The organism is Winogradskyella sp. ECml5-4 (assembly GCF_036903175.1).
Lineage (GTDB): Bacteria > Bacteroidota > Bacteroidia > Flavobacteriales > Flavobacteriaceae > Winogradskyella > Winogradskyella damuponensis.
In genome coordinates, this window is the sequence record NZ_JAYJLF010000005.1 from 235988 (window position 1) to 261734 (window position 25747).

20 protein-coding genes are annotated in these 25747 nt (G+C 33.1%); 13 read left to right on the forward strand and 7 right to left on the reverse strand.

All coding sequences use genetic code 11. The annotated features are described in order from the left end of the window. The first annotated feature begins 25 nt into the window (after positions 1-25). The 4 genes from VDP25_RS05935 (at position 26) to VDP25_RS05950 (ending at position 7731) form a co-directional block, all read left to right on the forward strand. Positions 26-2539, forward strand: a complete 2514-nt coding sequence (locus VDP25_RS05935) for a DUF5686 and carboxypeptidase-like regulatory domain-containing protein (protein ID WP_334467788.1) — start codon at positions 26-28, stop codon at positions 2537-2539. Positions 2540-2667: 128 nt separating this feature from the next. Further along, a complete protein-coding gene (locus VDP25_RS05940) occupies positions 2668-3195 on the forward strand; it encodes an inorganic diphosphatase (protein WP_334467790.1) in 528 nt (175 codons plus the stop codon). A gap of 146 nt (positions 3196-3341) precedes the next feature. Beyond that, positions 3342-5765: a sodium-translocating pyrophosphatase gene (locus VDP25_RS05945; RefSeq protein WP_334467792.1), complete on the forward strand. Its 2424-nt coding sequence runs from the start codon at positions 3342-3344 to the stop codon at positions 5763-5765. 148 nt (positions 5766-5913) lie between these two features. Continuing rightward, a complete protein-coding gene (locus VDP25_RS05950; RefSeq protein ID WP_334467794.1) occupies positions 5914-7731 on the forward strand; it encodes a hypothetical protein in 1818 nt (605 codons plus the stop codon). A 79-nt stretch (positions 7732-7810) separates the two neighbouring features. Here VDP25_RS05950 and VDP25_RS05955 read toward each other — a convergent pair whose 3' ends face one another. The 4 genes from VDP25_RS05955 to VDP25_RS05970 form a co-directional block, all read right to left on the reverse strand. Then, positions 7811-10570, reverse strand: a complete 2760-nt coding sequence (locus VDP25_RS05955) for a TonB-dependent receptor (protein ID WP_334467796.1) — start codon at positions 10568-10570, stop codon at positions 7811-7813. A 38-nt stretch (positions 10571-10608) separates the two neighbouring features. Continuing rightward, the gene (locus VDP25_RS05960; RefSeq protein ID WP_334467798.1) at positions 10609-11481 is read right to left on the reverse strand and encodes a GLPGLI family protein; all 873 of its coding nucleotides are present in this window, start codon (positions 11479-11481) and stop codon (positions 10609-10611) included. Between the two features lie 112 nt (positions 11482-11593). Continuing rightward, entirely contained in the window at positions 11594-12445 is an 852-nt protein-coding gene (locus VDP25_RS05965; protein ID WP_334467800.1) for a GLPGLI family protein, read from the reverse strand. After that, complete coding sequence (locus VDP25_RS05970) at positions 12445-12837, reverse strand: hypothetical protein (protein WP_334467802.1); 393 nt, start codon at positions 12835-12837, stop codon at positions 12445-12447. The genes VDP25_RS05965 and VDP25_RS05970 overlap by 1 nt, the downstream gene beginning before the upstream one ends. Positions 12838-12961: 124 nt before the next feature. On the opposite strand from VDP25_RS05970, the gene VDP25_RS05975 reads away from it, so the two are divergent. From VDP25_RS05975 to VDP25_RS05995, 5 genes are all read left to right on the forward strand, one after another. Then, positions 12962-14500 carry a sensor histidine kinase gene (locus VDP25_RS05975; protein ID WP_334467804.1) on the forward strand — a complete coding sequence of 513 codons (1539 nt, stop codon included), beginning with the start codon at positions 12962-12964 and terminating at the stop codon, positions 14498-14500. Further along, positions 14493-15176, forward strand: coding sequence for a response regulator transcription factor (locus VDP25_RS05980; RefSeq protein ID WP_334467806.1), 684 nt, complete (start codon positions 14493-14495; stop codon positions 15174-15176). Before VDP25_RS05975 ends, VDP25_RS05980 begins: the two co-directional genes overlap by 8 nt. 109 nt (positions 15177-15285) lie before the next feature. After that, positions 15286-16080, forward strand: coding sequence for a hypothetical protein (locus tag VDP25_RS05985; protein ID WP_334467809.1), 795 nt, complete (start codon positions 15286-15288; stop codon positions 16078-16080). Between the two features lie 3 nt (positions 16081-16083). Then, positions 16084-16698, forward strand: a complete 615-nt coding sequence (locus tag VDP25_RS05990) for a deoxynucleoside kinase (protein WP_215928415.1) — start codon at positions 16084-16086, stop codon at positions 16696-16698. Continuing rightward, positions 16699-17157 carry a hypothetical protein gene (locus VDP25_RS05995; RefSeq protein WP_334467812.1) on the forward strand — a complete coding sequence of 153 codons (459 nt, stop codon included), beginning with the start codon at positions 16699-16701 and terminating at the stop codon, positions 17155-17157. It abuts the gene before it with no gap. Here VDP25_RS05995 and VDP25_RS06000 read toward each other — a convergent pair. Further along, entirely contained in the window at positions 17147-18151 is a 1005-nt protein-coding gene (locus tag VDP25_RS06000) for an App1 family protein (RefSeq protein WP_334467814.1), read from the reverse strand. The genes VDP25_RS05995 and VDP25_RS06000 overlap by 11 nt on opposite strands. 164 nt (positions 18152-18315) lie before the next feature. Here VDP25_RS06000 and VDP25_RS06005 point away from each other — a divergent pair, with 164 nt between their 5' ends. From VDP25_RS06005 to lspA, 4 genes are all read left to right on the forward strand, one after another. Next, on the forward strand, positions 18316-20865 hold the full coding sequence (locus VDP25_RS06005) for a S9 family peptidase (RefSeq protein ID WP_334467817.1): 2550 nt from the start codon (positions 18316-18318) through the stop codon (positions 20863-20865). Positions 20866-21003: 138 nt separating this feature from the next. Continuing rightward, positions 21004-22557 carry an NAD(P)/FAD-dependent oxidoreductase gene (locus VDP25_RS06010; protein WP_334467819.1) on the forward strand — a complete coding sequence of 518 codons (1554 nt, stop codon included), beginning with the start codon at positions 21004-21006 and terminating at the stop codon, positions 22555-22557. 128 nt (positions 22558-22685) lie between these two features. Beyond that, positions 22686-23579: an ACP S-malonyltransferase gene (fabD, locus tag VDP25_RS06015; protein ID WP_334467822.1), complete on the forward strand. Its 894-nt coding sequence runs from the start codon at positions 22686-22688 to the stop codon at positions 23577-23579. Positions 23580-23590: 11 nt separating this feature from the next. Then, entirely contained in the window at positions 23591-24091 is a 501-nt protein-coding gene (lspA, locus tag VDP25_RS06020) for a signal peptidase II (protein WP_334467824.1), read from the forward strand. Here lspA and VDP25_RS06025 read toward each other — a convergent pair. Beyond that, on the reverse strand, positions 24088-24279 hold the full coding sequence (locus VDP25_RS06025; RefSeq protein WP_334467826.1) for a hypothetical protein: 192 nt from the start codon (positions 24277-24279) through the stop codon (positions 24088-24090). The genes lspA and VDP25_RS06025 overlap by 4 nt on opposite strands. A 189-nt stretch (positions 24280-24468) precedes the next feature. After that, positions 24469-25746, reverse strand: coding sequence for a metal-dependent hydrolase family protein (locus tag VDP25_RS06030; RefSeq protein ID WP_334467828.1), 1278 nt, complete (start codon positions 25744-25746; stop codon positions 24469-24471). Position 25747: the final 1 nt, after the last annotated feature.

Consider the following 25747-nt stretch of genomic DNA (forward strand, 5'->3'; position numbering starts at 1 on the left):
GTTATTGATGAAGTTTGTTTTTAATATGAAATTAAAATTATTTACACTTTTTTTTGTTCTAGGCTTTTTTTCTGCAATCTCACAGACAAAAGTTAGTGGATACGTGTTTGATGAAAACAACGTAGCACTTCCTTATGTTAATATCTTCTTTAAAGGTTCTACACAAGGTACCATTACTAATGAAGATGGAAAGTTTTATCTAGAATCTGATGAAACATGGGAAACCATAATTGTGTCTTTTATTGGTTTTGAAGTTTTAGAAATTCCACTTACCAAACGTGTTAATTACGATTTAAAATTTATATTAAAAGAAGAAGCTTCCTCTTTAGACGAGGTGCTTATTGTTACCGGAAAACAATCTAAAAAAGCCTCCGAAAATCCAGCGATTAGAATTCTTAAGAAAATTTGGGAACGTAAACGACAAAATGGTTTAAGTCAATTTAAACAATACGAATACGACCAGTATGAAAAAGTTGAATTTGACCTAAACACTATAGATAGTGCTTTAATAAAAAGTAAACTCTTTAAAGGTATGGAGTTTGTTTTTGAAGAAGTAGATACTTCAAACGTTACTGGAAAAACGTATTTGCCTATTTTCTTAAACGAATCTGTTAAAAAAATATCTGGCGATAATATTCTTAAGAAAGAACGAGAAGATTTATTAGGAAATAAAAACTCAGGATTTAGCAACAACCAAATCATTATAGACTTTATAGACGATTTATATTCCGAGTATAATGTCTATGATAATTACCTAAAGTTTTTTGATAAGAGCTTTGTAAGCCCATTAAGTAGAACAGGTATCCAAACCTATAATTACGTATTGTCAGACAGTGCATTTATTGATAATAAATGGTGCTACAACATTATATATTATCCTAGACGAAAAAACGAATTGACTTTTAAAGGCGACTTTTGGGTTAACGACTCTACCTACGCCATTAAAGAAATTAATCTTCAAGCATCTAAAAGTGCTAATATCAATTGGGTAAAAGAAATTTATATAGAACAAGAGTTTGAAGTACTAAGCGACTCTTTATTTCTTATTAAACGCGATTATTTTCTTTCCGATTTTGCATTTAATAAAAAGGAACAATCTAGAGGTGTTTATGGTAAACGAACTACAATTTACGATAATTACAAATTTAATCAGCCAAAAGAAGATCCTAAATTCTATGATAAAGTTGTCTATGATTATGACAAAGACGTTTATAATAGAGAAGATGATTTTTGGGAAAACAATAGACTTGAAGCCTTAAACAAAGACGAAAAAGGGGTTTACAAAATGTTAGACACGCTTAAAACAGTGAAGAAATTTAAGCGATTGTATAATTTAGGAAGCATTCTTGCTTCTGGTTATGTAGAATTTCCAAGCATTAATTTTGATTATGGTCCTATTTTCTCAACCTTTGGATATAATGAAGTTGAAGGTTTACGCTTAAGAACAGGAGGACGAACTTATTTTGGCCCTAACGATCTGTGGAGGGTCGAAGGCTTTATGGCTTATGGCTTTAAAGACGATAAATTTAAATACGGCCTTTCTGGAAAATGGTTGCTAGATAAACGAAGCCGATTAACCTTGTTTGGCGGAAACAGGCGCGACATAGAACAAATTGGTGCAAGTTTAACAAGCTCTACAGATGTCCTTGGTCGAAGCTTAGCATCTTCCTCTGTTATTGGTACTGGTTCTAATGATAAATTAACCAATATCAATTTAACCAACCTCGGAATGTCTATTGAAGCTGCTAGAAATTTCGAAATACGCTTAGATGGTAGTTTCCGTACATTAAGCTCTGCCTCTCCTACTTTTAGTTTAGATTATAATGATGCAGAAGCGTCATCTGGAATTTCTTCTGAGGTAAAACAATTTGAAAGCCGACTCTCATTAGCCTTTTACCCAAAACGCCAAATGACTGGTTTTGGAGTCGAACGAAAAGAAAAAAATGACAATTTCGCAAGATTATTTGCACAAGTAAGTCGTGGAGATCGCAGTTGGTTTAACAGTGATTTTGATTATACAAAAGTACAATTCTCATATATACAACCATGGCAAGTTGGTGGTTTTGGCCGTTTAACAACATCTATCGAAGCAGGTAAAACTTATGGAGAAGTCCCTCTTTCGCTACTAAATGTTGTACCAGGAAACCAGACCTATTTTTCAATCTATAATACCTTTTCTCAACTTGACTTCTATGAGTTTGTTACAGACACATATACATCAATGCATGTAGAGCATAATTTTAATGGACGTATTTTTTCACGCATTCCATTTTTAAAGAAATATAATTTAAGAGCTATTTTAAGTTTAAGAGGTGTTTGGGGCGAATTATCTCAAGAAAACAGAGACCTTAGCACTACTGGTAATCCTGTTGAATTTACATTGGTTGCTCCAGATTCACGTATATATTACGAGTATAGTTTTGGTGTTGCCAATATTTTTAAAGTTTTAAGATTAGACTTTAACTTTAGAGGTAATTACCTTGAAAATCCTGATGCAAGAAAGTTTGGCATTACAGGTAGTTTTGGCTTTTATTTTTAATCTCTACATAAGCCCAATTTCCTTTGGCAACAAATCTGTATTATACTATATTTGCTGCTTAAATTATCACAAAAATTACATAATTAAATTTCCGTGTTCTTTTTGTAAAAAAACAAAATAAATCTAACATGTCAACAACAGAAGAATTAACCTTCGATGTATTAATTGAAATACCAAAAGGAAGTCGTAATAAATATGAATACGATTTTACATTACATAAAATACGTTTCGATCGTATGCTTTTTTCATCTATGATGTATCCTGGAGATTATGGTTTTATACCTGAAACTTTAGCTTTAGACAGTGATCCTTTAGATGTTTTAGTCTTAGGTCACCAACCAACATATCCAATGGTAGTAATGGAAGTAAGACCAATTGGTGTTTTCCATATGACAGATGAAAAAGGTCCAGATGAAAAAATTATTTGTGTACCAGTTTCTGATCCAATTTGGAGTAATAATAAAAACATAAGTGATTTAAATCCACATAGATTAAAAGAAATCGAACACTTTTTCCGTGTATACAAAGATTTAGAAGAAAAGAAAGTAGATGTTGGTGGATGGGGAGACGCAGAAGAAGCTATCAAAATTTATCATGAATGTGTACAACGTTATGATGAAAGCGAACACAAAAAGAAACGCACGTTTACGATTTAATATTCTCATTTAGAAATCTCAAGTTTTTTTAACAAAAAACTAATAAAAAAGCAGTATCATATAATTGATATTGCTTTTTTCGTAAAAATATGATTCATTTTATTACATTTACCTAGCTAATAACTAATTAAATTAAATATTATAATATGGAGTCAATGATGATTTATATGCCAATAGCTTTGGCACTTTTAGGGTTAATTTACATGCTTATAAAGCAATCTTGGGTAATGAAACAAGACGCTGGAGATGGTAAAATGAAAGAAATTTCAGATCATATCTATGAAGGTGCATTGGCGTTCTTAAATGCCGAATATAGATTGCTTGCCATTTTTGTAGTCATTGTAGCAGCCTTATTAACTCTAGTCTCTTTCATTGTTCCAACTACGCATTGGCTAATTGTAATTGCCTTTGTTTTTGGTGCTGTATTCTCTGCTTTTGCAGGAAATATAGGCATGAAGATTGCTACTAAAACAAATGTTAGAACAACACAAGCCGCACGTACAAGTTTACCAAACGCATTAAAAATCTCTTTTGGAGGTGGTACTGTAATGGGACTTGGTGTTGCTGGTTTAGCCGTTTTAGGCTTAACCGTTTTCTTTATCGTGTTTTTCCATGTATTTATGGGAGGTGAGTGGACCAATACAATGGATATGACCATAGTATTAGAAACACTTGCAGGTTTCTCATTAGGTGCTGAATCAATTGCTTTATTCGCAAGAGTAGGTGGTGGTATTTATACTAAAGCTGCAGATGTTGGTGCCGATTTAGTTGGTAAAGTTGAAGCTGGTATTCCAGAAGATGATCCTCGTAATCCTGCAACTATTGCAGATAACGTAGGTGATAATGTTGGTGATGTTGCTGGTATGGGAGCCGATTTATTTGGATCTTATGTCGCAACCGTATTGGCGGCAATGGTTCTTGGAAACTATGTCATAAAAGATATGGGTGGAGCAGTTGATGATCTGTTTGGAGGTATTGGCCCAATCTTATTACCAATGGCAATAGCTGGTGCAGGAATCATTATTTCAATCATCGGTACAATGTTGGTAAAAATAAAAAGTAACGACGCTAAAGAAGCTCAGGTTATGGGAGCTTTAAATATAGGTAACTGGACATCTATTATACTAGTTGCTGTGTCATGTTTTGGTTTAGTAACGTGGATGTTACCTGAAACCATGCAAATGAACTTCTTTGGAGAAGGCTTACAAGACATTTCTTCAATGCGAGTATTCTACGCCACCTTAGTTGGTTTATTTGTAGGAGCAGTGATTTCTTCAGTAACGGAATATTATACAGGTTTAGGTAAAAAACCAATTTTAAATATTGTACAACAGTCAAGCACAGGAGCAGGTACAAACATTATTGCTGGTTTAGCAACAGGTATGATTTCTACATTCCCATCCGTATTATTATTTGCTGGAGCTATTTGGGCATCTTATGCTTTTGCTGGATTCTATGGTGTAGCTTTAGCAGCTTCTGCGATGATGGCAACAACAGCTATGCAATTGGCCATTGATGCCTTTGGACCAATATCTGATAACGCAGGTGGTATTGCTGAAATGAGTGAACAAGAACCTATCGTTAGAGAGCGTACAGATATTTTAGATTCGGTTGGTAACACAACAGCTGCAACAGGAAAAGGATTTGCTATTGCTTCTGCAGCTTTAACATCATTAGCCTTATTTGCTGCCTATGTAACCTTTACGGGTATTGACGGCATTAATATCTTTAAAGCACCAGTATTAGCGATGTTATTTGTTGGTGGTATGGTGCCAGTAGTATTCTCTGCCTTAGCAATGAATGCTGTAGGTAAAGCAGCTATGGAAATGGTAGAAGAAGTACGTCGCCAGTTTAGAGATATTCCTGGAATTATGGAAGGGACTGGAAAACCAGAATACGATAAATGTGTGGCTATTTCTACACAAGCTTCTTTAAAAGAAATGATGTTACCAGGATTATTAACTATTGGTTTTCCTTTAGTAATTGCTTTTGTTCCTATGATTTTTGGAATGAATAATTTAGCGATTGCTGAAATGTTAGGTGGTTATATGGCTGGTGTTACTGTGTCTGGTGTGTTATGGGCTATCTTCCAAAACAATGCCGGTGGTGCTTGGGATAATGCTAAGAAATCTTTTGAAGCTGGTGTTGAAATTAACGGAGAGATGACGTTTAAAGGTTCTGAAGCGCACAAAGCTGCAGTAACAGGAGACACTGTTGGTGATCCTTTTAAAGATACTTCTGGACCATCAATGAATATCTTAATTAAATTAACCTGTTTAATCGGTTTGGTCATTGCTCCTATCTTAGGTGGTCATGCTAATGACATAGGCTTAGCCAATATTGAAGAAGACTTTTCTGTTGAAATGACTATTGATTCTGAAGATATTGAAGCCGTAGCTACAGTTGATTACTCGACGATTAAAGATGGAGAAAAAGTATTAAAAACCATTGTTTTTAAAGGAACTAAAACTCAAGTAGAGAATTCACTAAAAACATTTGAAGCATCATTAACTAACAAAGCTGGTGAGGTTGAAAAAGTGATCGAAAAAATAGATATTACCAAAGGATAACCCTTAAAAGTGTTACCCAAAAACAACCCTCAACATTTTAATTAATGCTGAGGGTTTTTCTTTTAGAATAATCGAAACAGGTAGGAATTTCAGTTATTGAGTTGTTTTATAAGTGAAAAGTAAAATGCATAATCAAAAAAAAAGCGATATGAAACGTACGAACAAATTCCCCAAATTCATTTTTCTATTTTTATTTTCATTACTTACAATGACGTCTTGTCAAAAAGATGATAGCAATCCGGTAGGTGAACAACAAGAAATTGTTCCTGACGAATTCTCTGAATATTTCGGAAATGAAATTTCGAGAGATTTTTTAGGAACAGTCATCGACAAAAACCATCTTCCTATTGAAGGCGTTTTAATAACAATTGGTGATGATACTGCAATGACTGATAGCAATGGTGTTTTTATCATTAAAAATGCGACAGTACACAAACGCTTTGGCTATATCAAGGCTTCAAAAGCAGGTTATATTCATGGCTCTAGAAATGTAGTACCCACTAATGGCACTAATAAAGTAACTATTATGTTACTTGACGCCAATATTACAGGTACTGTAAACAGTGGTTCTGAAGGAACAGTATCACTTGACAACGGAAGCTCTGTAAGTTTTGATGGAAATTTCATAAAAGAAGATGGCTCTGAATACGCTGGCACTGTAAATGTTATTGTACATCATTTAGATCCAGCAGATGAAGATATGGCCTTACAACGCCCAGGAATGTTATATGCTCAAAACTCTGATGGAGCTGAACGTATGTTACAAACCCTTGGAATGTTGGCTGTAGAATTACGTGGAAGCTCAGGAGAAGAATTAAACTTAGCTGAAGGATCTACCTCTGAAATTAAAATGTATGTTGACCCAAGTTTAATGAGCATTGCACCAGCAACCATTCCACTTTGGTATTTTGACGAAACCAAAGGCTATTGGATTGAAGAAGGTGAAGCCACCTTACAAGGCAATATGTATATTGGAACCGTAACGCATTTTTCCTTTTGGAATTATGATATTCCTGCCAACGCTATCACACTTTGTGTAACTGCTACAGACGATCAAAATAATGTTTTAAACAATCTCTATGTAAGTATTACAAGTGCTACATTTGGTACTCGTAGTGGCTATATTAACGACAATGGAGAAGTGTGTGGTTTTGTCCCTAGTGGAGAAACTTTAGAGCTAGATATTTATAATTATGACTTTTGTGGAAATGAATCATTACACTCGCAAATAATTGGCCCTTTTACATCAGACTCTGATCTCTCAATAACTATACCTGACAATCCTGATATTATAGCCGAAACTGTAACAGGAGACTTTAATACTTGTGATGACAATGCTGTAACAGATGGCTACGTACAATTAAAATACGGAGGACAAATCTTTACCGATGTTGTTAACGATGGTACATTTGAAATTAATCTATTACGCTGCGAAAACGATAATACTTTCAAAATAAAAGCGAGTGACTATGTCAACCTTCAAACAACAGACAGTATTAGCTATACCTTTACCACGCCATTAACAAACATTGGAACTATAAGTGCTTGTAACACGATTACTGAGTTTATTCAATATAGTATTGACGGTGGAGATTTAATTTATGTTTTAGATAATATTAATAGTCAGTTTGATGCCAACTCACCTAATTACAATGGGCCAATTTTAACACTTAGTGGGTCTAGTAATGATGGAAACTGTTTTTACCTGATTGGAAAATTAGATGAAACCTCTTACGAAGGGACTTACGACAATTACAATTGGAATGCCAATGACAACAGCGATACGGGCTTCAATCTTCAAGAGTGTTTTGGCATGTCTAACACCAATAACAACGTCATTTACAATTTAACATCTCTTGGAGCTGTTGGTGAATATATTGATATTAATTTTAGCGGAACTTATGAAGACTATGATGGAAACCCACATTCTGTTTCAGGAGTTGTGCATGTTTTAAGAGATTATTAATTAACTTAAAACCTCAAAAAACAAAAAGCCTTGCAATCAATAAATATGAATGCAAGGCTTTTTTATATTAAAATTGTTCTTATAAAGTATAGGTTAACCTAAAGGTAACAAACCTTGGTAAAACAAATGTTTCAGAACTATAAACTGAAATGTTACTAGAACCATTATTTACTTCAGAATCTATATTCAATAAATTGGTTGCTCTAATTTGATACTCCCATTTAGCATCCTGATCTTTTCGGTAAGCTAAACTAGCGTTCCAAGTTTGGTAGGATTGTGTATCACTAACATTACTACTTTGACTTGTATAAGAATAATCAGTTCTAAACGTTAAAGCTTTCCACAAGTATGCATCAAACTCTACTGAAGGAGCATTTGTAATAAACTGTGTATCATTATCACCTTGATTCGTATCAGAAACACGATATAAATATTTTAAACTTACGTTTGGTGCTTCTCTAAAATTAGTACGCAATTCTGGTGTATAACTCTGAGAAAATGTTTCATTTACAGATCTTACATCTTGTACAAATTGATTATTCTTACTGTAATTAAAATTAACTCGCATACTAGCTCTTAACTTACCAAATGTACGTTGTATACGTCCAATAGCTGTAACACTCTCATCTGCGAAGTTTGAATTAAAGTATGTATTTGTTCTAATGACATTATCAAAATTAGTAAATGAACGTATTTGATCTATGTTTTTGTTATAATTAAGAATTGCAAAAACATTGGTATAATTAAATAGGTTAAAACTAAAGTAACGTAAGCTCAAATTATGAGATAACGAATTTTGTAATTCTGGTTCACCATACTGAAGACTATTATAGTTATTTAAAACTAAACCTTCAGCTAAACTTGTAACATCCGTAAACGCATTTTTCATGTTATAACGAAAGGTTAAGCTTTCGCTCTTTTTAAACTGAATTTGTGTTTCAAAATCTGGTAATATTCTAAAGAAATTGTCTTCGTAAGTTTTACCAAACTGTGTGTTTTTGTTACCATAAGCATGCACAGAAAACCCTGGAGTAATTGTAAACTTACCTGTTTTTAATCGGTAATGAAAACCTAAATAAATATCACTAAAATTATACTCAGTGTCATTTTCATTTAATAACACATCTCCTTCCTCGTTTGTTAAACTTGCAGTTGGATCAAAATAAGAACCATCATCTAAAAACTGAAAGATATTAGAGTTAAATTTCTGAGTACTTAAAATAGTCCCTAAGGTTAAATTGATATTACTTTTTGAATTCAAAATATTGTAATAATCTAATTTAGCATCTAGCTGATTTGATTTTATACGACGGTCTTGATTCAAATCATAACCTAACTGATCTCTATCTAGTCCTAAACTCAAAGCTGTATTATCAAAAGCATCTCTATCACTAGGATCTGTAGCATTATTATTTGTAGGGTCGTTTACTAAAATGGCATTGTAAAACGGATCTTCATCTTTTATTAAATGTTGTGCTTCAAAAGCAAAAATATTATTCTCATTTAGGGTGTAATAATAATTTACATTTTGATTAATACTAAATGGTTTAGCCTCATCTAATTGATACGTATTACCTACAACCGAAGAAAATTCATTTTGAGTTTCAGAATCACTAGAAATTCGACCTAAAACATCATAGTTTAATTGGTTATTTGCATTTGGCTTATAAGCTGCACTTAATTTTGCTAAACCTTGGTTAGTAGCCTCACTACCTGTCTGTATTGTTTCTTCATCCGGAATTTCTAATTCGGGATTTGTATAACGTACAAAACTTTCTTCACGAGTACGTAATCTACTACTATTATAAATTATAAAGCCACTAAGATCTAAAGCTTTATTTGGCGAATAACTAAAGTTAACTGCTGCTAATTTAGATTCTACAGTTTGTGAATCGTCTATATTGGTTAATCCACTTAAGCCATTATCTCCAAGATTTAGACTTGTTCCGCTACTAGAACTTGGTCTTCTAAAACCACCACCAAAGTTTCGAAGATCTCTACCTGTTAATGCCACTTCACCTGTATTATTTAAATCTCCAATAACATTAACACTGTATTTAGGGCTGTAATAAAATAGCTTAGGCTGCACTAAATAAAGCTCATCATTTGGAGATGGTGCAACACCTCCACCTACTGTAACATCACCAAACCAAAAGTTTTCTTTTCCTTCTTTTAGTTTAATATTTATAGCAACGTTATCTTGGTTGTTTTGTACACCACTTAATTGCCCTACCTCAGCATAATTACGTAATACTTGAATTTTATCTACAGCATTAGAAGGTATATTTTTTGTGGCCAATTTTGAATCTCCATCAAAGAAATCCTTTCCGTTTACCATTAGCTTAGTAACTTCCTTTCCTTCTACTTCAATTTTACCTTCTGCTGTTATTTCTACGCCAGGTAATTTTTTTAGGACATCTTCAAGCTTTCGCTCTGTTCCACTTTTAAAAGAATCGGCATTATAAATTAAGGTATCTCCTTTTATGGTTACTGGCATTTCATAAGTCAACTCAACAGCATCAAGCATATTATCTGTAAGCATTGTAAAGTCTTTTGTGATATCTACTTCTTTAGTTTCAATAGTTTCATCGACGGACTTTAATCCAATATAACTCACCTGAATACTATACCTTCCGTTCTTACTTAGCGAAATAACATATTTCCCACTAGCATTAGTAATAGCATAGGATTCTAATGTATTGGTATCTTTATTAATAGCTATAATATTAGCTAACTCTAAAGGCGCTCCAATACTATCTTTTACAATGCCTTGCATTTTGATTTGAGCAAAAGAGCTCATTACTACTAAGGTAAATAGTAGTGCTAAAATATTTTTCATATAATTTGGTTGTGATTGTGGTGTTTAATATTTGGTGCTTAATTTCGTCCTCTTCCGCCACCTCTACCGTTGCGTCCTCCGTACATTTCACGCATTTCTTCCATCTTTTTTGTAGTGATTTCAGTGTATTCTTCTTGCGTAACTTTTTGACCTTTTTTAGGCTTTTCTATCGTTTCTTTATCTGTTGGGTTTAATACAATCTTAGTACAAAGAATCGTTGTACGGTCTGCATTAACTTCTAAAATTAAACCTGGTAAACCCCAATAATTATCAGGCCCTTGGTTAACAGGAATTTGAGGAGTGTACCACGCTACAACCTCTATTGTTTTAGGTTTTGCAGGCTCATTTGAGTCAGTAGAATCTTTACCCTTCTCTCCTTCTTTACGTTGATTTCCATTTCTTGGTCTTCTGAAACTCTGAAAATCAATTCCTGTAGGCTCTACCATCGCAGTTGCTTTAAAACAGGTGTATTGACCAATTGTTTTGGTTTCAGTCCCCATTTTCCATTCTATAGTTTTTAATTCGTCTTTAACTAAAAACTGCTTCCCAAAAAATTCTTGATCTTGAAGCATTTCTTTGGTTTGAACATTTTTATATTTTGGTCCGCCTGTCAGACTTCCTCCAAAACCTCTACGACCTCCGCTACCAGGTGCTTCTAACTTTTCTTCTTCTTTATAGATAGACTCAGATTTAGTAAACGTTAATGTAAACTCTTTTTCTAAAAAGCTCTTCATACGTTCTTGAATTTGCTTTTTACGTTCTGCGCTCATGTCTTGTCCACCAAACTGATCTAAATCCATGGTTGTTTTAGACATGTAATAGGCTTTTCCTTGAAAATCTTGAGCAAATAAATTAGAACTGGAAATTATCACAGTTAATAACAATGCAATTTTAAGCGGTAGTTTCTTCATCTTTAATGGTATAGTAAAACTCAATAATAGTTTTTTTGTTAATCTTATTATCATAAGACTCTACTGATGAAGAAAAGTTAAGTCTAGGTTTGTTAAACTTGTGTTAAGAAAACTAACCTCCTATACTTATCTGAATCACCTCACCGCTTTTACTACCATTTCTGGGTGCATAACGCTCCATCATTTCCTTTGTTTTTTTATCCATAATGGCGTCGTATTCCTTCTGAGAAACTTCTTTACCTTTTGTAGGTGCTTCAATCTTAATTTTTTCTTCAGGATTAACGATTATCTTACTACAGATTACCGTTAGTTTTCCGTCGTGAATTTCTAAAATTAAACCCGGAAGACCTTGGTATTTTGCAGGACCATTACTTACAGGAATTTGAGGAGTATACCAAGCTGTAACTGTACGTTCTTCCATTTCTAGTTCTTTTTCCTCTTCAGTATCATCATCTATATTTGAATTACTGTTAAAATTGAAATTATTTTTAGGCACCTTCTTGGTATATGTTGCTTTAAAACACATATACTCTCCTATGTGTTTGGTGTCGGATTCTAGTTTCCATTCTATGGGAGAGATCGTATCTTTAATAAGGAATTTTTTTCCCATTGTTTCCTTGTGATCTACATAGTTATGATCTTTTATATTTTTATAAAACACATCTGACCCACTATTGCCAAAAGACATCTGAATGCCTCCTCCAACTTGTGGCTTATCTAATTCTGCTTCTTGTTTATATAATGATGCACTTTTATCAAAAGTCAAAATATACGTTTTCTGAAACTGCTTCTTCATCATGTCCATCATTTGCTTTTGCATTGCATCGTTCATTTTGGTACTATCCATTTTAATATCAAAATCACGATGGGTTTTGTAAGTCGCAATGCCTTGAAAATCTTGTGCACTAACAGATGAAACGATTACCATTAATATCAAAATTATAATTCTAGTAATTGTTGTCATTAGTTTCTGTTTTTTAAATTATAAAATTTCGATGCTGTAGATTTCATTTTTTCAATATTCTTTAGAAATTTCGTTTTTTCATTTGCCCTTCCTGTAACAGTATAAGTCATGTTTCCTTCTAAATTATCCTTAGCCTCTGAAAAGCTACAGTTTAAGGTTAAACTCAACTCTTCATTGTTATCCATCATTTTAAATAACTCATCTAAATCTTCCGTTTTAAAAGTAGACTCTAACTCTTCAAGAGAATCAACGCTAACCTCAATACTAAACGCATCAATTTTTACTGATTTTTCTTCAACTTTAGATTGACTAAATCCAACAACAGAAACTAATAACACTAAACAAGTGAGCACTTTTTTTAGACTATAACAGTCACGCATCTTTGATTTCATTTTTTATGGTTTTATAATTAATACCCTACAAATATCTCAACACCAATTCGTTTTTTAGGTTAACTAGTGTTAACGTGTGTTAACCGATAACCTATACTTAATAATAACTTTATACATTTGACATATGAATGATAAACGGTATCGCCTAATCTTATACACCATCATTGCCGTAATTATGGCTACCATTGGCATACAGGTCTATTGGAATTATAAAAACTACCAAACCAATAAACAACAACTAATTAACGACGTACAGATTAGTTTAGATAAAGCGGTAGATGATTATTATACCGCTTTGGCAGAGCGCACTACTTTTGGTTTTATTCTTGAAGGCGACCAACAAAAAAATGCTTTTGAAGAAGATGGAGAACTAGAAAAAATTTTAAAAACCATTGATGAATCTAAAAAAGAGTTTACAAATCTTGATGCTTTAGATACAAATACTATTGAAGGCATAACTATTTTTAGAGGGTTTAAAGCAGATTCAATGTCAGAGGCTCATAATAAAAAACACAAGCCCTTATCAATAGATCAATTTAAATTACAAATAGATAGCCTTAAAATTGATACCAAAGATCTCGAATTTAAAAATGCCGAATTTCTGACCTCTAAAGTGATGATTTCGATAAAAAATGACACACTTGATGTTAAGGCCGTTGAAAGTCTAATAGCAAAAGAATTAGAGCGCAAGAATATTAATGTCGATTTTTATTTAGACTATAAAGACTCCGAACGCTATTTAGACTATTTTAGGGTAAACGGATACATACCCGAATTAGATCCTAATCACATGTCTGATGATTACCTTCAAACAGATACAAAATCTAGATTTCTACCAAAAGGCACATTTTTAACCATATTATTTACCAACACCACTAAAGCTATTTTATATCGCATTCTCGGAGGCATCTTAATTTCAACGCTCTTAGTTTTAACTGTAATAAGTTGTTTATTCTATCTATTAAAAATCATAAAACATCAAAAGCAATTAGCCGAAGTAAAAAATGATCTTATTAGTAACATTACACATGAATTTAAAACACCAATTGCCACCATTGGTGTTGCTTTAGAAAGTATTAATAGTTTTAATGTTATTGACGATAAAGAAAAAACTAAAGCCTACATTAATATGTCTTCTAAGCAATTAGATAAATTGAATATTATGGTTGAAAAACTCTTAGAAACAGCCACTTTAGACAGTGACAATTTAGAGTTAAACAAAGAGTCTATTGATATTGTAGAATTACTAAACACTTTAGTAAATCGTTATAAAATTCAATTTCCAGAAAAGGAATTTAATACCAGTTTAAAAGTTGAGAACCTGTGTATTAGTGTCGATATATTTCATTTTGAAAATGCTCTAAATAATATTTTAGACAATGCCACAAAATATGGAGGCGCTATTATTTCTATTGATTTAGTTCCAAAAGAAACAAGTATAAAACTTTTAATTTCAGATAATGGCAATACTCTAAGTAAAGCAAACAAAGACCGGATTTTTGAAAAATTCTATCGTGTTCCAAAAGGGAATACACACGATGTAAAAGGATTTGGTATTGGTTTATATTACACTAAAACTATTATAGACAAACACAATGGGTCTATCTCCTTAGAACTCAATAAAAATTTAACCACATTTAAAATCACACTTCCAAATGGCTGATCACATAAAAGTTTTATTAGCTGAAGACGAAGCTGCGCTCGGACAAATCATTAAAGAAAGTCTAGAAACACGAGATTTTAAAGTCGTTTTATGCGATAATGGAGAAAAAGCATTTGAAAAATTCAAATCTGAAGCACTAGACATTTTAATTTTAGATGTAATGATGCCTAAAAAAGACGGCTTCACTTTAGCAAAAGAAATTAGAGCCATTGATGATGATATTCCTATTATTTTTTTAACAGCAAAATCGCAAACTGCCGATGTTGTAGAAGGGTTTTCTATTGGAGGAAATGACTATCTAAAAAAGCCCTTTAGCATAGAAGAACTTATAGTAAGAATTCATAATTTAATAAGCAGGTCTAAAACACAAAAAACAACAAAAGTCTTAAAAATAGGTGCTTATACTTTTGATTTCCCCAAACAACAACTTCTTTACAAGTCTGAAAATCCTATTCAATTAACTCATAGAGAAGCGCATCTTTTATTTCATTTAATAAAAAACAAAAATCAGGTTTTAGACCGCTCTTTAATATTAAATAAACTTTGGGGAACCGATGATTTTTTTACGACAAGAAGCATGGATGTTTTTATTACAAAATTGCGTAAAAAACTAAAGAAGGATCAAAGTATACAAATCATTAATGTTCGTGGGTTTGGGTATAAATTAACGGATTGATTTTAGCTTAGCAACCAAGTTTAAACCTTTCAGGTTTTAAAAACCTAAAAGATCTTGACACAAAGTCTGACACAATTTTTGTATTTTTCAAGCTTATTCGCCCACAATCATGCAAAAATTAGTGTATTTGTTTTTTCTCTTTAGTTTATTTTGCTTTTCACAAGAGAAGACACAACAACGAATTACTGCTACTCTAAAAGATTCTATAAAAATTGAAACCAAAGCTATTTTTGGTATTGACAACTTTGGAACACTTTACTATACTACAGAAAACAATTCATTTAATAAAAAAACAAAGGATACCACCATTACTTATGCCAATTTTCAACTTGGAGAAATCACATCGGCAAACACGTTTAACCCTTTAAAAATAAGCCTATTTTATAAAGATTTTAATACAGTTATAATTTTAGACAATCGTTTAGCCGAAATTTCAAAAGTAGATTTTAATACCATTCACCCATACAAAAGTGTCTCTTTTGTCTCTTCTGGTTTTGATAATTCGTTGTGGATATTCAATCAGGATTATCAATATTTAGAATTGTATGACTATAAAACTAATAAGATAAAACTCAAAACTGTTCCTGTTCAGTCTATCGTTTTAGACCTAAAAAGCGACTATAACTATTGCTATTTGCTTACGGAGAACTTTCTTTACATTTATAATTATTTTGGTAGTTTAATTCAAAAGATAGAGAATACAGGATATGAGCGTTTAGCTTTTAGTAAAGCATATTTGCTTTTAAAGAAGGCTGAAAAACTTTATTTCTTAGAAAAAAATGGCTCTAAAATTAAGCCTATACAACATCCAAAAATGTTAATAAAACAGTTTTTGGTAACCAACGAAACCTTGTATATTTACGACCAAGAAATACTACGAGAATACCAATTAAAAACGGAATAGATTATGCATGTTGCTGTTGCTGGAAATATAGGAGCTGGAAAAACTACACTCACAAAATTACTCGCTAAACATTTTAAATGGGAGGCACAATTAGAAGATGTCGTTGACAATCCTTATTTAGATGATTTTTACAATCAGATGGAACGTTGGAGCTTTAATCTACAAGTGTATTTCTTAAATAGCAGATTTCGTCAAGTCAACCAAATTCACGATAGCGGAAAAGATATCATTCAAGATAGAACCATTTATGAGGATGCACATATTTTTGCACCCAACTTACATGCTATGGGCTTAATGACAAATCGCGATTTTGAAAACTATTCTTCGCTATTTGAGTTAATGGAATCTTTTGTAAAAGGGCCTGATTTATTGATTTACTTACGCAGTTCTATTCCTAATTTGGTCGCTCAAATTCATAAAAGAGGTCGCGATTACGAAAACACTATCAGCATAGATTATTTAAGTCGCTTAAACGAGCGCTACGAAGCTTGGATTTCTAAATACAATAAAGGTAATTTATTGATTATTGATGTAGACAATCTTGATTTTGTAGCGAACCCTGAAGATTTAGGTGATATTATTAATAGAATTGATGCTGAGATTAATGGCTTATTTTAGGTGACTCTTACACTCTATTTTCTCAAGGCCATTACATTTACTTTTGTCTCATGGACTATTGGGTTAATCGTTAATAATGCAATAAAAAACACCACATTCTATTCAAAATTATCAGATTTTCAATTTATCAGAAGCGCAACTATTTATAATAGTCTTGGGCTATCTGTATTTGCTTGGATTATAAAAAACAGCTTCTTTAAAATCTTCAATCAGAATATAAAACTAAAAAAAAGAGCTTCTCGTGAAGATCTAAAACAGATTAGAAATGAAATGGTTTATGCCGAAATTGGACATATTATTGGCTTCATTTTTATACTTATTATTATAGGTTTACAAATAGGGTATAAAGCTTATACCTTTGCTCTAATATTGTTTGTTTTTAATGTAATATTTAATCTATATCCTTCATTATTACAACAGAAAAACAAAAAAAGAATAGACAATATCCTTAAACAATAAATCCGTGTTCTCTAGCATGTTCTATTGCCTGTTGACTATTTTCTACAAGCAAAACTGGTGTTAAGCTATAATTTTCTATCAAGCGTCTTACCCGTAACATTTTCTTTTTGTGCTTAACACTCCGTAGATAAATAGCAAGAATTCTATTTGGAAATTTTTCTGCTACTTCTATATAAATATCTGGATCATGCTCGCCACTATCACCTATTAAAATAAAAGGCAAATCTGGATACGTTTTAAGAAGGTTCAAAATCTCTTTTTGTTTCTGAGGCTTATCACCTAATTCCTTTTTCTTTAAAGCCTCGCTAACGCTACGCAATAAGATAGGTCCTTTTGGAAAATCGTTCTGCTTTAGAAAGAGTTCTAAGTAACGGTATAAATTCCACGGACTATGACTAACGTAAAAAATAGGATTGGCATTATCACCAGATGAGCCTCGATGTAATTTATGAAAAAACTCTACCGAGCCCTCTAAAGGAATTCTACTTTTAGCACTCTTAAAAATAGAATTATAAATTAATCTCCACTTTAGTAAAGACACAACTCCTGTATGTAAAATTGTATCATCAATATCGCTTGCCACACCAAATTTCGCTTTACTTGAAGGAATTAATAATTCTCCCGGAAATCGATTTTGATTCTGTATGGTACGTTTTATATTGACGTCATTATAAGATAATTCAAAAGGCAACCAACCCTCATCATTGGTAAGTGATTTTAAGTTTTCTAAATTAGCTTCAACCCAAAAATAGCCTTTTCTATCTGTCGTTGCTTTTAAAATGTTATTATTAGGTAGTTTTAAATCTAAACCTACATGCTTAATTTCATCAGTTCCAAAACGTTTCCAAGAATTCACGATAAGCCGCCAAGTATTGTTAGCTTCTAAGTCTATTGATTCATCTTCTAATGCTCTACCTCTAGCATAAAAATGAGAATCTGTTCCATAACTTTGAAATGCAATAATCTGTAAAGGGTCTTTTTTTAACCAGCTCAATTATCTATTTTTTTATGTTTTTCAAGATACTAAAATCACTTCATTACAAAAGCAATAGCACGTTTAATTCGTTAGGCTAATGTTAAATATTTATCACCTTTATAATATTCCTAGTATTTTAGTCAAATCAAGAAACTAAAGCAACTTAAATCCAACCACAACGCATGCAAAAATTAATATTTCTACTCCTATTAGGCTTCTCTTGTAGTTTAATAACCGCACAAAACACCGAAAAAGAAAATCTAACACCCACACCTAACTATAGAGCAGCAGCTAAATTTTCTCCAACAAATTTAGGAAAACTGGTACATTCAACATCTGTAAATCCACATTGGTTAAAAAACGGAAATCGGTTTTGGTACCAATATAAAACAACTGAGGGTTCTAAATACTATATTGTAGATGCAGACAAACGCAGTAAAAAAGAACTTTTTGACAATGAAAAGATGGCAAAATGGCTTACTGAAATTACAAAAGATCCTTATGATGCTAAACATTTACCAAAATTCAATTTTGAGTTTGTAAAAAATGAAACAGCAATACGTTTCTATGTAACATCTACTGAAAAAGTAGACGAAGCAAAAGATGACGACGATGACGATAAAGATATTGAAAACAGCAAAGACACCGATTCTACCAAAACAAAGAAAAAAGGCAAAGCTAAAAAGGCTAAAAAAGTCAACAAAGTATACCATTTTGAATACCGACTTGGCAGTAATGGCTTAACCGTCTTAGATAATAAAAAGAAGAAAAAAGAAGATTGGAAAAAATGGGCAAACATTGCACCAGACAGTTCTGTAGTGTTATTTTCTAAACATTACAATTTGTATTGGATGGACAAAGAAAATTTCCTCAAAGCGGTTAAAAACGAGAAAGATTCTACAATAGTTGAAAACCAATGGACTACTGATGGGGAAGAAAATTATGATTTTGGTGGAAGTAGCCGTGGAGAAAACAATGAAACCAAATTAAAGAATAAAGACAAACGTAAATATGTTCGTGGTATTTGGTCTCACGACTCTAAAAAGTTTGTATTCCAAAGAACAGATTCTAGACATATCAACGATTTGTGGGTTATTAATACAACATCAAACAAGCGTCCTACTTTAGAAACTTACAAATACCACATGCCTGGTGAAGATGAGTATTACAAAACAGAACTCCATGTCTTCGATATACCTTCAAAAAGTAATATAAAAGTCCAATTAGATACTGTTAAACAACAAAGTATTCAAGTGTATCGTGCGCCAAGATTAAAATCGAGTTACGATGATGATTTTTCACCTTCATTACTTTTATCTAAAAAAGGTAAAATCTATTATAGCACAATTAGTAGAGATCGTAAAAAACTAGATATCTGTGTGGCTGATATTAATACCGGAGAAACAAAAGTTTTAATTGAAGAACGCTTCAACACCTATATAGAGTCACGTCCGTTAGTCTTACTAAATAACGAAACTGAAATGCTACATTGGGCAGAACGTTCAGGTTGGGCACACTATTATTTGTATGATACTGAAGGAAACTTAAAAAACGAAGTGACCTCAGGCTCTTATCATGTAGAACGTGCTATTGGTGTTGATGAAAAAAGTAGAACACTTTATTTTACAGCTCATGGTATTCCAAAAAACCAAGATCCGTATTATGAACACCTTTATAAAATTAATTTAAATGGCTCTGGACTGCAAGCTTTAAATCCTGGTGATTATAATACGAGTACGAGCATGGCAGACTCTAACGCTTATTTTGTAAATAATTATTCTAGAGTAAATACCGTTCCTAAATCAGAATTAAGATCTCATACCGGAAAACTTATTATGAATTTAGAAGAAGCCGACCTATCACAATTAATGGCTACAGGTTATCAATTTCCAGAACCCTTTAAAATGAAGGCAGACGATGGTATTACAGATATTTATGGAGTAATGTACAAGCCTTTCGATTTTGATGAGACTAAAAAATACCCATTACTAGAATATGTATATCCTGGACCACAAACCGAAGCTGTAAATAAATCATTTTCTGTACGTATGGATCGCTTAGATCGTATGGCACAAGTCGGATTTATTGTAGTCACTATGGGAAATCGTGGTGGACACCCAGACCGTTCTAAATGGTACCACAACTATGGCTATGGAAACCTTAGAGATTATGGTTTGGCCGATAAGAGACACGTTGCAGAACAACTTGCCGACAAACATAATTTTATTGATATTAATAAAGTTGGAATTTACGGTCATTCAGGTGGTGGTTTTATGTCTACCGCAGCCATGTTAGTGTATCCAGATTTCTTTAAAGCGGCAGTCTCTTCTGCCGGAAACCACGATAATAACATTTATAACAGTTGGTGGAGTGAAACGCATCATGGTGTACAAGAAGAAATGGATGATGATGGTAACGTAAAATACAAATACCTCATTGACAATAACCAGTCTTTAGCTAAAAATCTAAAAGGAAACTTAATGTTGATTACTGGTGATGTAGATAATAATGTACATCCAGGAGGCACCATTAGAATGGCAAACGCATTAATAAAAGCAAACAAACGTTTCGATTTTATGCTTATGCCAGGTCAACGTCATAGTTTTGGTAATATGACTGAGTATTCTTTTTGGTTACGTGCCGATCACTTTAGTAAACATTTACTAGGAGTAGAAGCAACAGAAATTGATATCACCGAAATAAACAGAGATCAACCTAAAACAAAACCTTAGTACACTACTATATTTGAGATAAAAATAAAAACCACGTTCCTTAGCGTGGTTTTTTTTATGCTTATATAGAAACACTAACATTACAACTTAGTGCTATTTTAAAATTTTGATAACATTTCTTTTCTTTAATTTTGCAACATGATAAAAGCCTTACAACTACGCATTAATTTACAGCAAGAAAGACAACCCGATGGTTTGCTTAATAAAGCGGCCTATGATTTGGGAATGAAATCTTCCGAAATCTCAGGAATTAAAATTCTTAGAAAATCGATTGATGCACGTAAGCGCAATATTATGTTCAACTATAAAGTTGAAGTTTACATCAATGAACCTGTACCTGAAACTTCAGATTATCATTTTGATTATAAAGATGTCTCTAACGCAAAGCCTATTCATATTATAGGTTTTGGCCCAGCAGGTATGTATGCCGCATTACGTTGTATAGAGTTGGGTTTTAAGCCTATTGTATTAGAACGCGGTAAAAATGTACAAGATCGTCGACGTGATTTAAAAGCCATTAACCAAGATCATTTTGTAAACGAAGATTCCAATTACTGTTTTGGTGAAGGTGGTGCAGGAACTTATTCTGATGGTAAATTGTACACCAGAAGTTTAAAACGTGGAGATGTTAGAAGAATCTTTGAAAACCTAGTGTATCACGGAGCAACAGATCAAATTTTAGTTGATGCCCATCCACATATCGGAACCAATAAACTACCAAAAGTGGTTCAAAATATAAGAGAGAATATCATCAAGTTTGGTGGTGAAGTGCATTTTGAAACGCGTGTGACTGATTTCACGATTAAGAACAATAAAATTGTGGCTATTCAGCTTAACAATGACAATGAACTCGATGTTGAAAAAGTCATTCTAGCGACGGGTCATTCTGCAAGGGATATTTTCTATTTGTTAAATGATAAGAAGATAAAGTTAGAAGCAAAATCATTTGCCATGGGAGTGCGTGTAGAGCATCCGCAAGACATCATTGATGGTATTCAGTACCATTGTAAAGGTGAGCAACGCGACGAGTTACTTCCGGCAGCTTCATACAGTTTGGTACAACAAGTGAATGACAGAGGTGTGTATTCATTTTGTATGTGTCCTGGTGGATTTATAGTTCCTGCAGCCACAGCCAATGGTGAAGTTGTCGTTAACGGGATGTCTCCTTCCAAACGAAATAATAAGTTTGCCAATTCAGGTATTGTCACAGAAATTAATGCTGATAAAGATCTTTATAAATACGAACATTTCGGCCCTTTAAAAGCCTTAGAATATCAAAAAGACTTGGAACGTTTAGCCTTCACTGCTGGAGGACGTAGACAATCTGCTCCTGCTCAAAGGTTGACGGATTTTGTAGAAGGCAAATTGTCTTCAAGCTTAAACGAAACGTCTTACCAACCAGGTTTAAAATCGGCACCATTGCATTCATTACTACCCAAAATAATTGGAGGATCTTTACGCAAAGGCTTTAAAGCATTTGGCGAAAAAATGAAAGGCTACTATACCAAAGAGGCTAATATTATTGGTGTAGAATCTCGTACATCTTCACCTGTAAACATTCCAAGAACAGAAACTTTAGAACATCCTGAAATCGCTAATTTGTTTCCTTGTGGAGAAGGTGGTGGTTATGCTGGAGGTATTATTTCTGCAGCTATGGATGGTGAGCGTTGTGCTGAAGCTGCATGTGTTTAGAATTACGTATACGATATAATTGTTCCAATGAAGTTAAAACAGTCTTTATTCCTGTTTCTATCAGCAACGCAATCTTAATTCAATTTCAAGATATTATTCCTATTTTTGCATCTTAAATTGAAACACAAATGAACGCATATATATTTCCAGGTCAAGGTGCTCAATTCTCAGGAATGGGATTAGACCTTTACGAAAACTCACCTTTAGCACAAGAATTATTTGAAAAAGCCAATGATATACTTGGTTTTAATATTACAGACATTATGTTTGAAGGTTCTGCTGAAGATTTAAAAGAAACTAAAGTCACTCAACCTGCTATCTTTTTACACTCTGTAATTTTAGCAAAAACACTTGGAGACAGCTTTAAGCCGGATATGGTTGCGGGTCATTCTCTTGGTGAATTTTCTGCATTAGTTGCCGCTGGAGCATTAACTTTTGAAGACGGACTTAAATTAGTATCACAACGTGCACAAGCCATGCAAAAAGCCTGTGAATTGCAACCAAGCACTATGGCTGCCGTTTTAGGTTTAGAAGATACCGTTGTTGAAGACATCTGTAAAACTATCGCAGGAGTTGTAGTTCCTGCAAATTATAATTGTCCAGGTCAATTAGTAATTTCTGGCGAGGTAGAAGCCATCAATAAAGCTTGTGAGGCATTAAAAGAAGCTGGTGCAAGACGTGCTTTGGTATTACCTGTTGGTGGAGCATTTCACTCTCCATTAATGGAACCTGCTCGCGAAGAATTGGCTGCTGCCATAGAGAATACAACATTTAGTAAACCTAATTGCCCAATATATCAAAACGTAACAGCGTCTGCTATAACAGATGAAAATGAGATTAAATCCAATTTAATTTCACAATTAACAGCTCCTGTTCGTTGGACACAATCGGTACAGCAAATGGTTGCTGATGGTGCATCACATTTTACAGAAGTAGGACCTGGAAAAGTATTACAAGGCTTAGTAAAGAAAATACACAGAGAAGCAGAAACGGCTTCAGCTACTTTTGAAACTAACTCCTAAACCCAATTACTTTGAACAGATCACTATTTATTGTATTACTCATAGCTTTTAATATTGCCATTGATCAAATTTCTAAAGTAATTGTTAGAACAACAATGATTAAAGGAGGTAAAGGCCAAATCAATGTTATACAAGATTATTTTCAACTCATTTGGGTAGAAAATAAAGGAGCTTTTTTAGGTATGGGAAGTGATATGAATCCTACGCTTAGGTTAATCTTCTTGTTAGTTTTACCAACCCTTGTTTTAGCTTATGTGATATATTATATTTTAAAAACTAAAGAATTAGACAGATTAAGCCTTATTGCCTTTTGCTGTATTGCAGGAGGAGGTATAGCCAATGTCTTTGACCGAATTGTTTTCGGTGAAGTCACTGACTTTTTCTTTATTGATTTAGGCGGTGTTTTTAAAACAGGAATCTTTAATGTTGCTGATATGTCTGTTACCATAGGAATGGTAATGTTACTATTCAGTGGTGTTTTTAACAGCAAGAAAAAAGAAAAGATTGCTTAACGCGCTAGTTTACAATCTTCGCAATCTTTAATTTCACCATAATAAGTTTCACGATATTTGTGAAGTGTTTTGTAAGGTATACTTAAAAATTGCTTTTTGATGTAGGTGACATTAGTCTGTAATACACCCATTTTTTTTGTGAAGCGACCTTCTGTTTTGGTCTCTCTTTTAATACTAATCAATTTCATGTTGTTCAATTATCATTCACTGCAAAGCAACGAAGATTGATGACCAACTCCAAGAAATGAATGTTAAAACAGGGTTAACTCCTTTTGATATTATCATATTGAAAATCAGACACTACAACAATTAACATATTCGCATCGTTGTAGCTTAAGGGTTACACATTCAATAATCAAAATTTCGCTTAAAATGGGCTATTTTTTGTAAATAATGCCGTTTTTCATTACAAAAGTGACGTTTTCCATGGTAGAAATTGTGATTGTTGGATCGTCGTTTACAGCAATAATATCTGCTAAATAATTAGGTTTAATTTGTCCAATTTTATCTTCCATTTGTAACAACATAGCATTGGTAACTGTTGCACTTTGAAGCGCTTCAATTGCAGGCATTCCTGCTTCAACCATATATCCAAACTCTTTAGCATTATCACCATGATAAAATACAGCAGCGTCAGTACCAAAGGCAATTCCCACACCTGATTTATAAGCTCTACCAAACATATCTTGAATTTTTGGTCCAATATTTAAAGCTTTAGGAACAATAATTTCAGGATAATAACCCGAAATCTTTGCTTTATCAGACACAAACTTACCTGCTGTAATGGTTGGCACTAAATAAACATTGTGCTTCTTCATAAGCTCCATAGTTTCATCACTCATTAAAGTACCATGCTCAATCGTTTTTACTCCACCTAAAATGGCACGTTGCATCCCTTCATCTCCATGTGCATGTGCAGCTACATGAAAGCCATAATCTTTGGCTGTTTCACAAATTGCTTTTATTTCTTCGACAGTAAATTGTGGATTTTGTCCACTTTTAGCCATACTCAAAACACCGCCTGTTGCTGTTATTTTAATTAAGTCTGCTCCGTTTTTATACCGTTGTCTTACTGCTTTCTTCGCATCCTCAACACCATTAACCACACCTTCCTTTGGACCAGGATCACCCATAAGATTTTTACTAGATCCGTTTGTTGGGTCGGCATGACCACCTGTCGTTGCTAATGATTTACCTGCTGTAAAAATTCTTGGACCAACAACTTTTCCTGCGTTTATAGCATTTCTTAATGCTATATTTACTCCAGAACCTCCTAAATCTCTAACCGTTGTAAAACCACTCATTAAGGTGACTTTCGCATAATTTGTAGAATTAAAAGCTACATCTGCATCATTCAAGGTATATTTATTAAGATAAGCTTTTGGACTCGTTTCGCCTTCAATATGAACATGCATATCTATTAAGCCTGGCATGACCGTTTTAGACTTTAAATCTACTGTGATATCTTCTGCACTTGTTGGATTTATATAGCCATTTTCAATCGAAATTATTTTATCGCCAGAAACAACAATAGTTTTCTTCTTATGTACTTTACCTGATTTTGTATCTATCAATTTTCCACAGTGTAAATACGTGTTCTGTGCCGTAAGTGTTACTGTACAGAGCAATACTAAAATCCCAAGTAAAGTTTTCATA

Bases quoted from the DNA above. Each gene is read 5' to 3' on its own strand.
- VDP25_RS05990 (WP_215928415.1), top strand. From the start codon at position 16,084: ATGCATGTTGCTGTTGCTGGAAATATAGGAGCTGGAAAAACTACACTC.
- VDP25_RS05980 (WP_334467806.1), top strand. From the start codon at position 14,493: ATGGCTGATCACATAAAAGTTTTATTAGCTGAAGACGAAGCTGCGCTC.
- VDP25_RS06025 (WP_334467826.1), bottom strand. From the start codon at position 24,279: ATGAAATTGATTAGTATTAAAAGAGAGACCAAAACAGAAGGTCGCTTC.
- VDP25_RS05975 (WP_334467804.1), top strand. From the start codon at position 12,962: ATGAATGATAAACGGTATCGCCTAATCTTATACACCATCATTGCCGTA.
- VDP25_RS06030 (WP_334467828.1), bottom strand. From the start codon at position 25,746: ATGAAAACTTTACTTGGGATTTTAGTATTGCTCTGTACAGTAACACTT.
- VDP25_RS06010 (WP_334467819.1), top strand. From the start codon at position 21,004: ATGATAAAAGCCTTACAACTACGCATTAATTTACAGCAAGAAAGACAA.
- VDP25_RS05940 (WP_334467790.1), top strand. From the start codon at position 2,668: ATGTCAACAACAGAAGAATTAACCTTCGATGTATTAATTGAAATACCA.
- VDP25_RS05985 (WP_334467809.1), top strand. From the start codon at position 15,286: ATGCAAAAATTAGTGTATTTGTTTTTTCTCTTTAGTTTATTTTGCTTT.
- VDP25_RS05965 (WP_334467800.1), bottom strand. From the start codon at position 12,445: ATGACAACAATTACTAGAATTATAATTTTGATATTAATGGTAATCGTT.
- VDP25_RS05955 (WP_334467796.1), bottom strand. From the start codon at position 10,570: ATGAAAAATATTTTAGCACTACTATTTACCTTAGTAGTAATGAGCTCT.
- VDP25_RS05935 (WP_334467788.1), top strand. From the start codon at position 26: ATGAAATTAAAATTATTTACACTTTTTTTTGTTCTAGGCTTTTTTTCT.
- VDP25_RS05945 (WP_334467792.1), top strand. From the start codon at position 3,342: ATGGAGTCAATGATGATTTATATGCCAATAGCTTTGGCACTTTTAGGG.
- VDP25_RS05960 (WP_334467798.1), bottom strand. From the start codon at position 11,481: ATGAAGAAACTACCGCTTAAAATTGCATTGTTATTAACTGTGATAATT.
- VDP25_RS06005 (WP_334467817.1), top strand. From the start codon at position 18,316: ATGCAAAAATTAATATTTCTACTCCTATTAGGCTTCTCTTGTAGTTTA.
- VDP25_RS05970 (WP_334467802.1), bottom strand. From the start codon at position 12,837: ATGAAATCAAAGATGCGTGACTGTTATAGTCTAAAAAAAGTGCTCACT.
- fabD (WP_334467822.1), top strand. From the start codon at position 22,686: ATGAACGCATATATATTTCCAGGTCAAGGTGCTCAATTCTCAGGAATG.
- VDP25_RS05950 (WP_334467794.1), top strand. From the start codon at position 5,914: ATGAAACGTACGAACAAATTCCCCAAATTCATTTTTCTATTTTTATTT.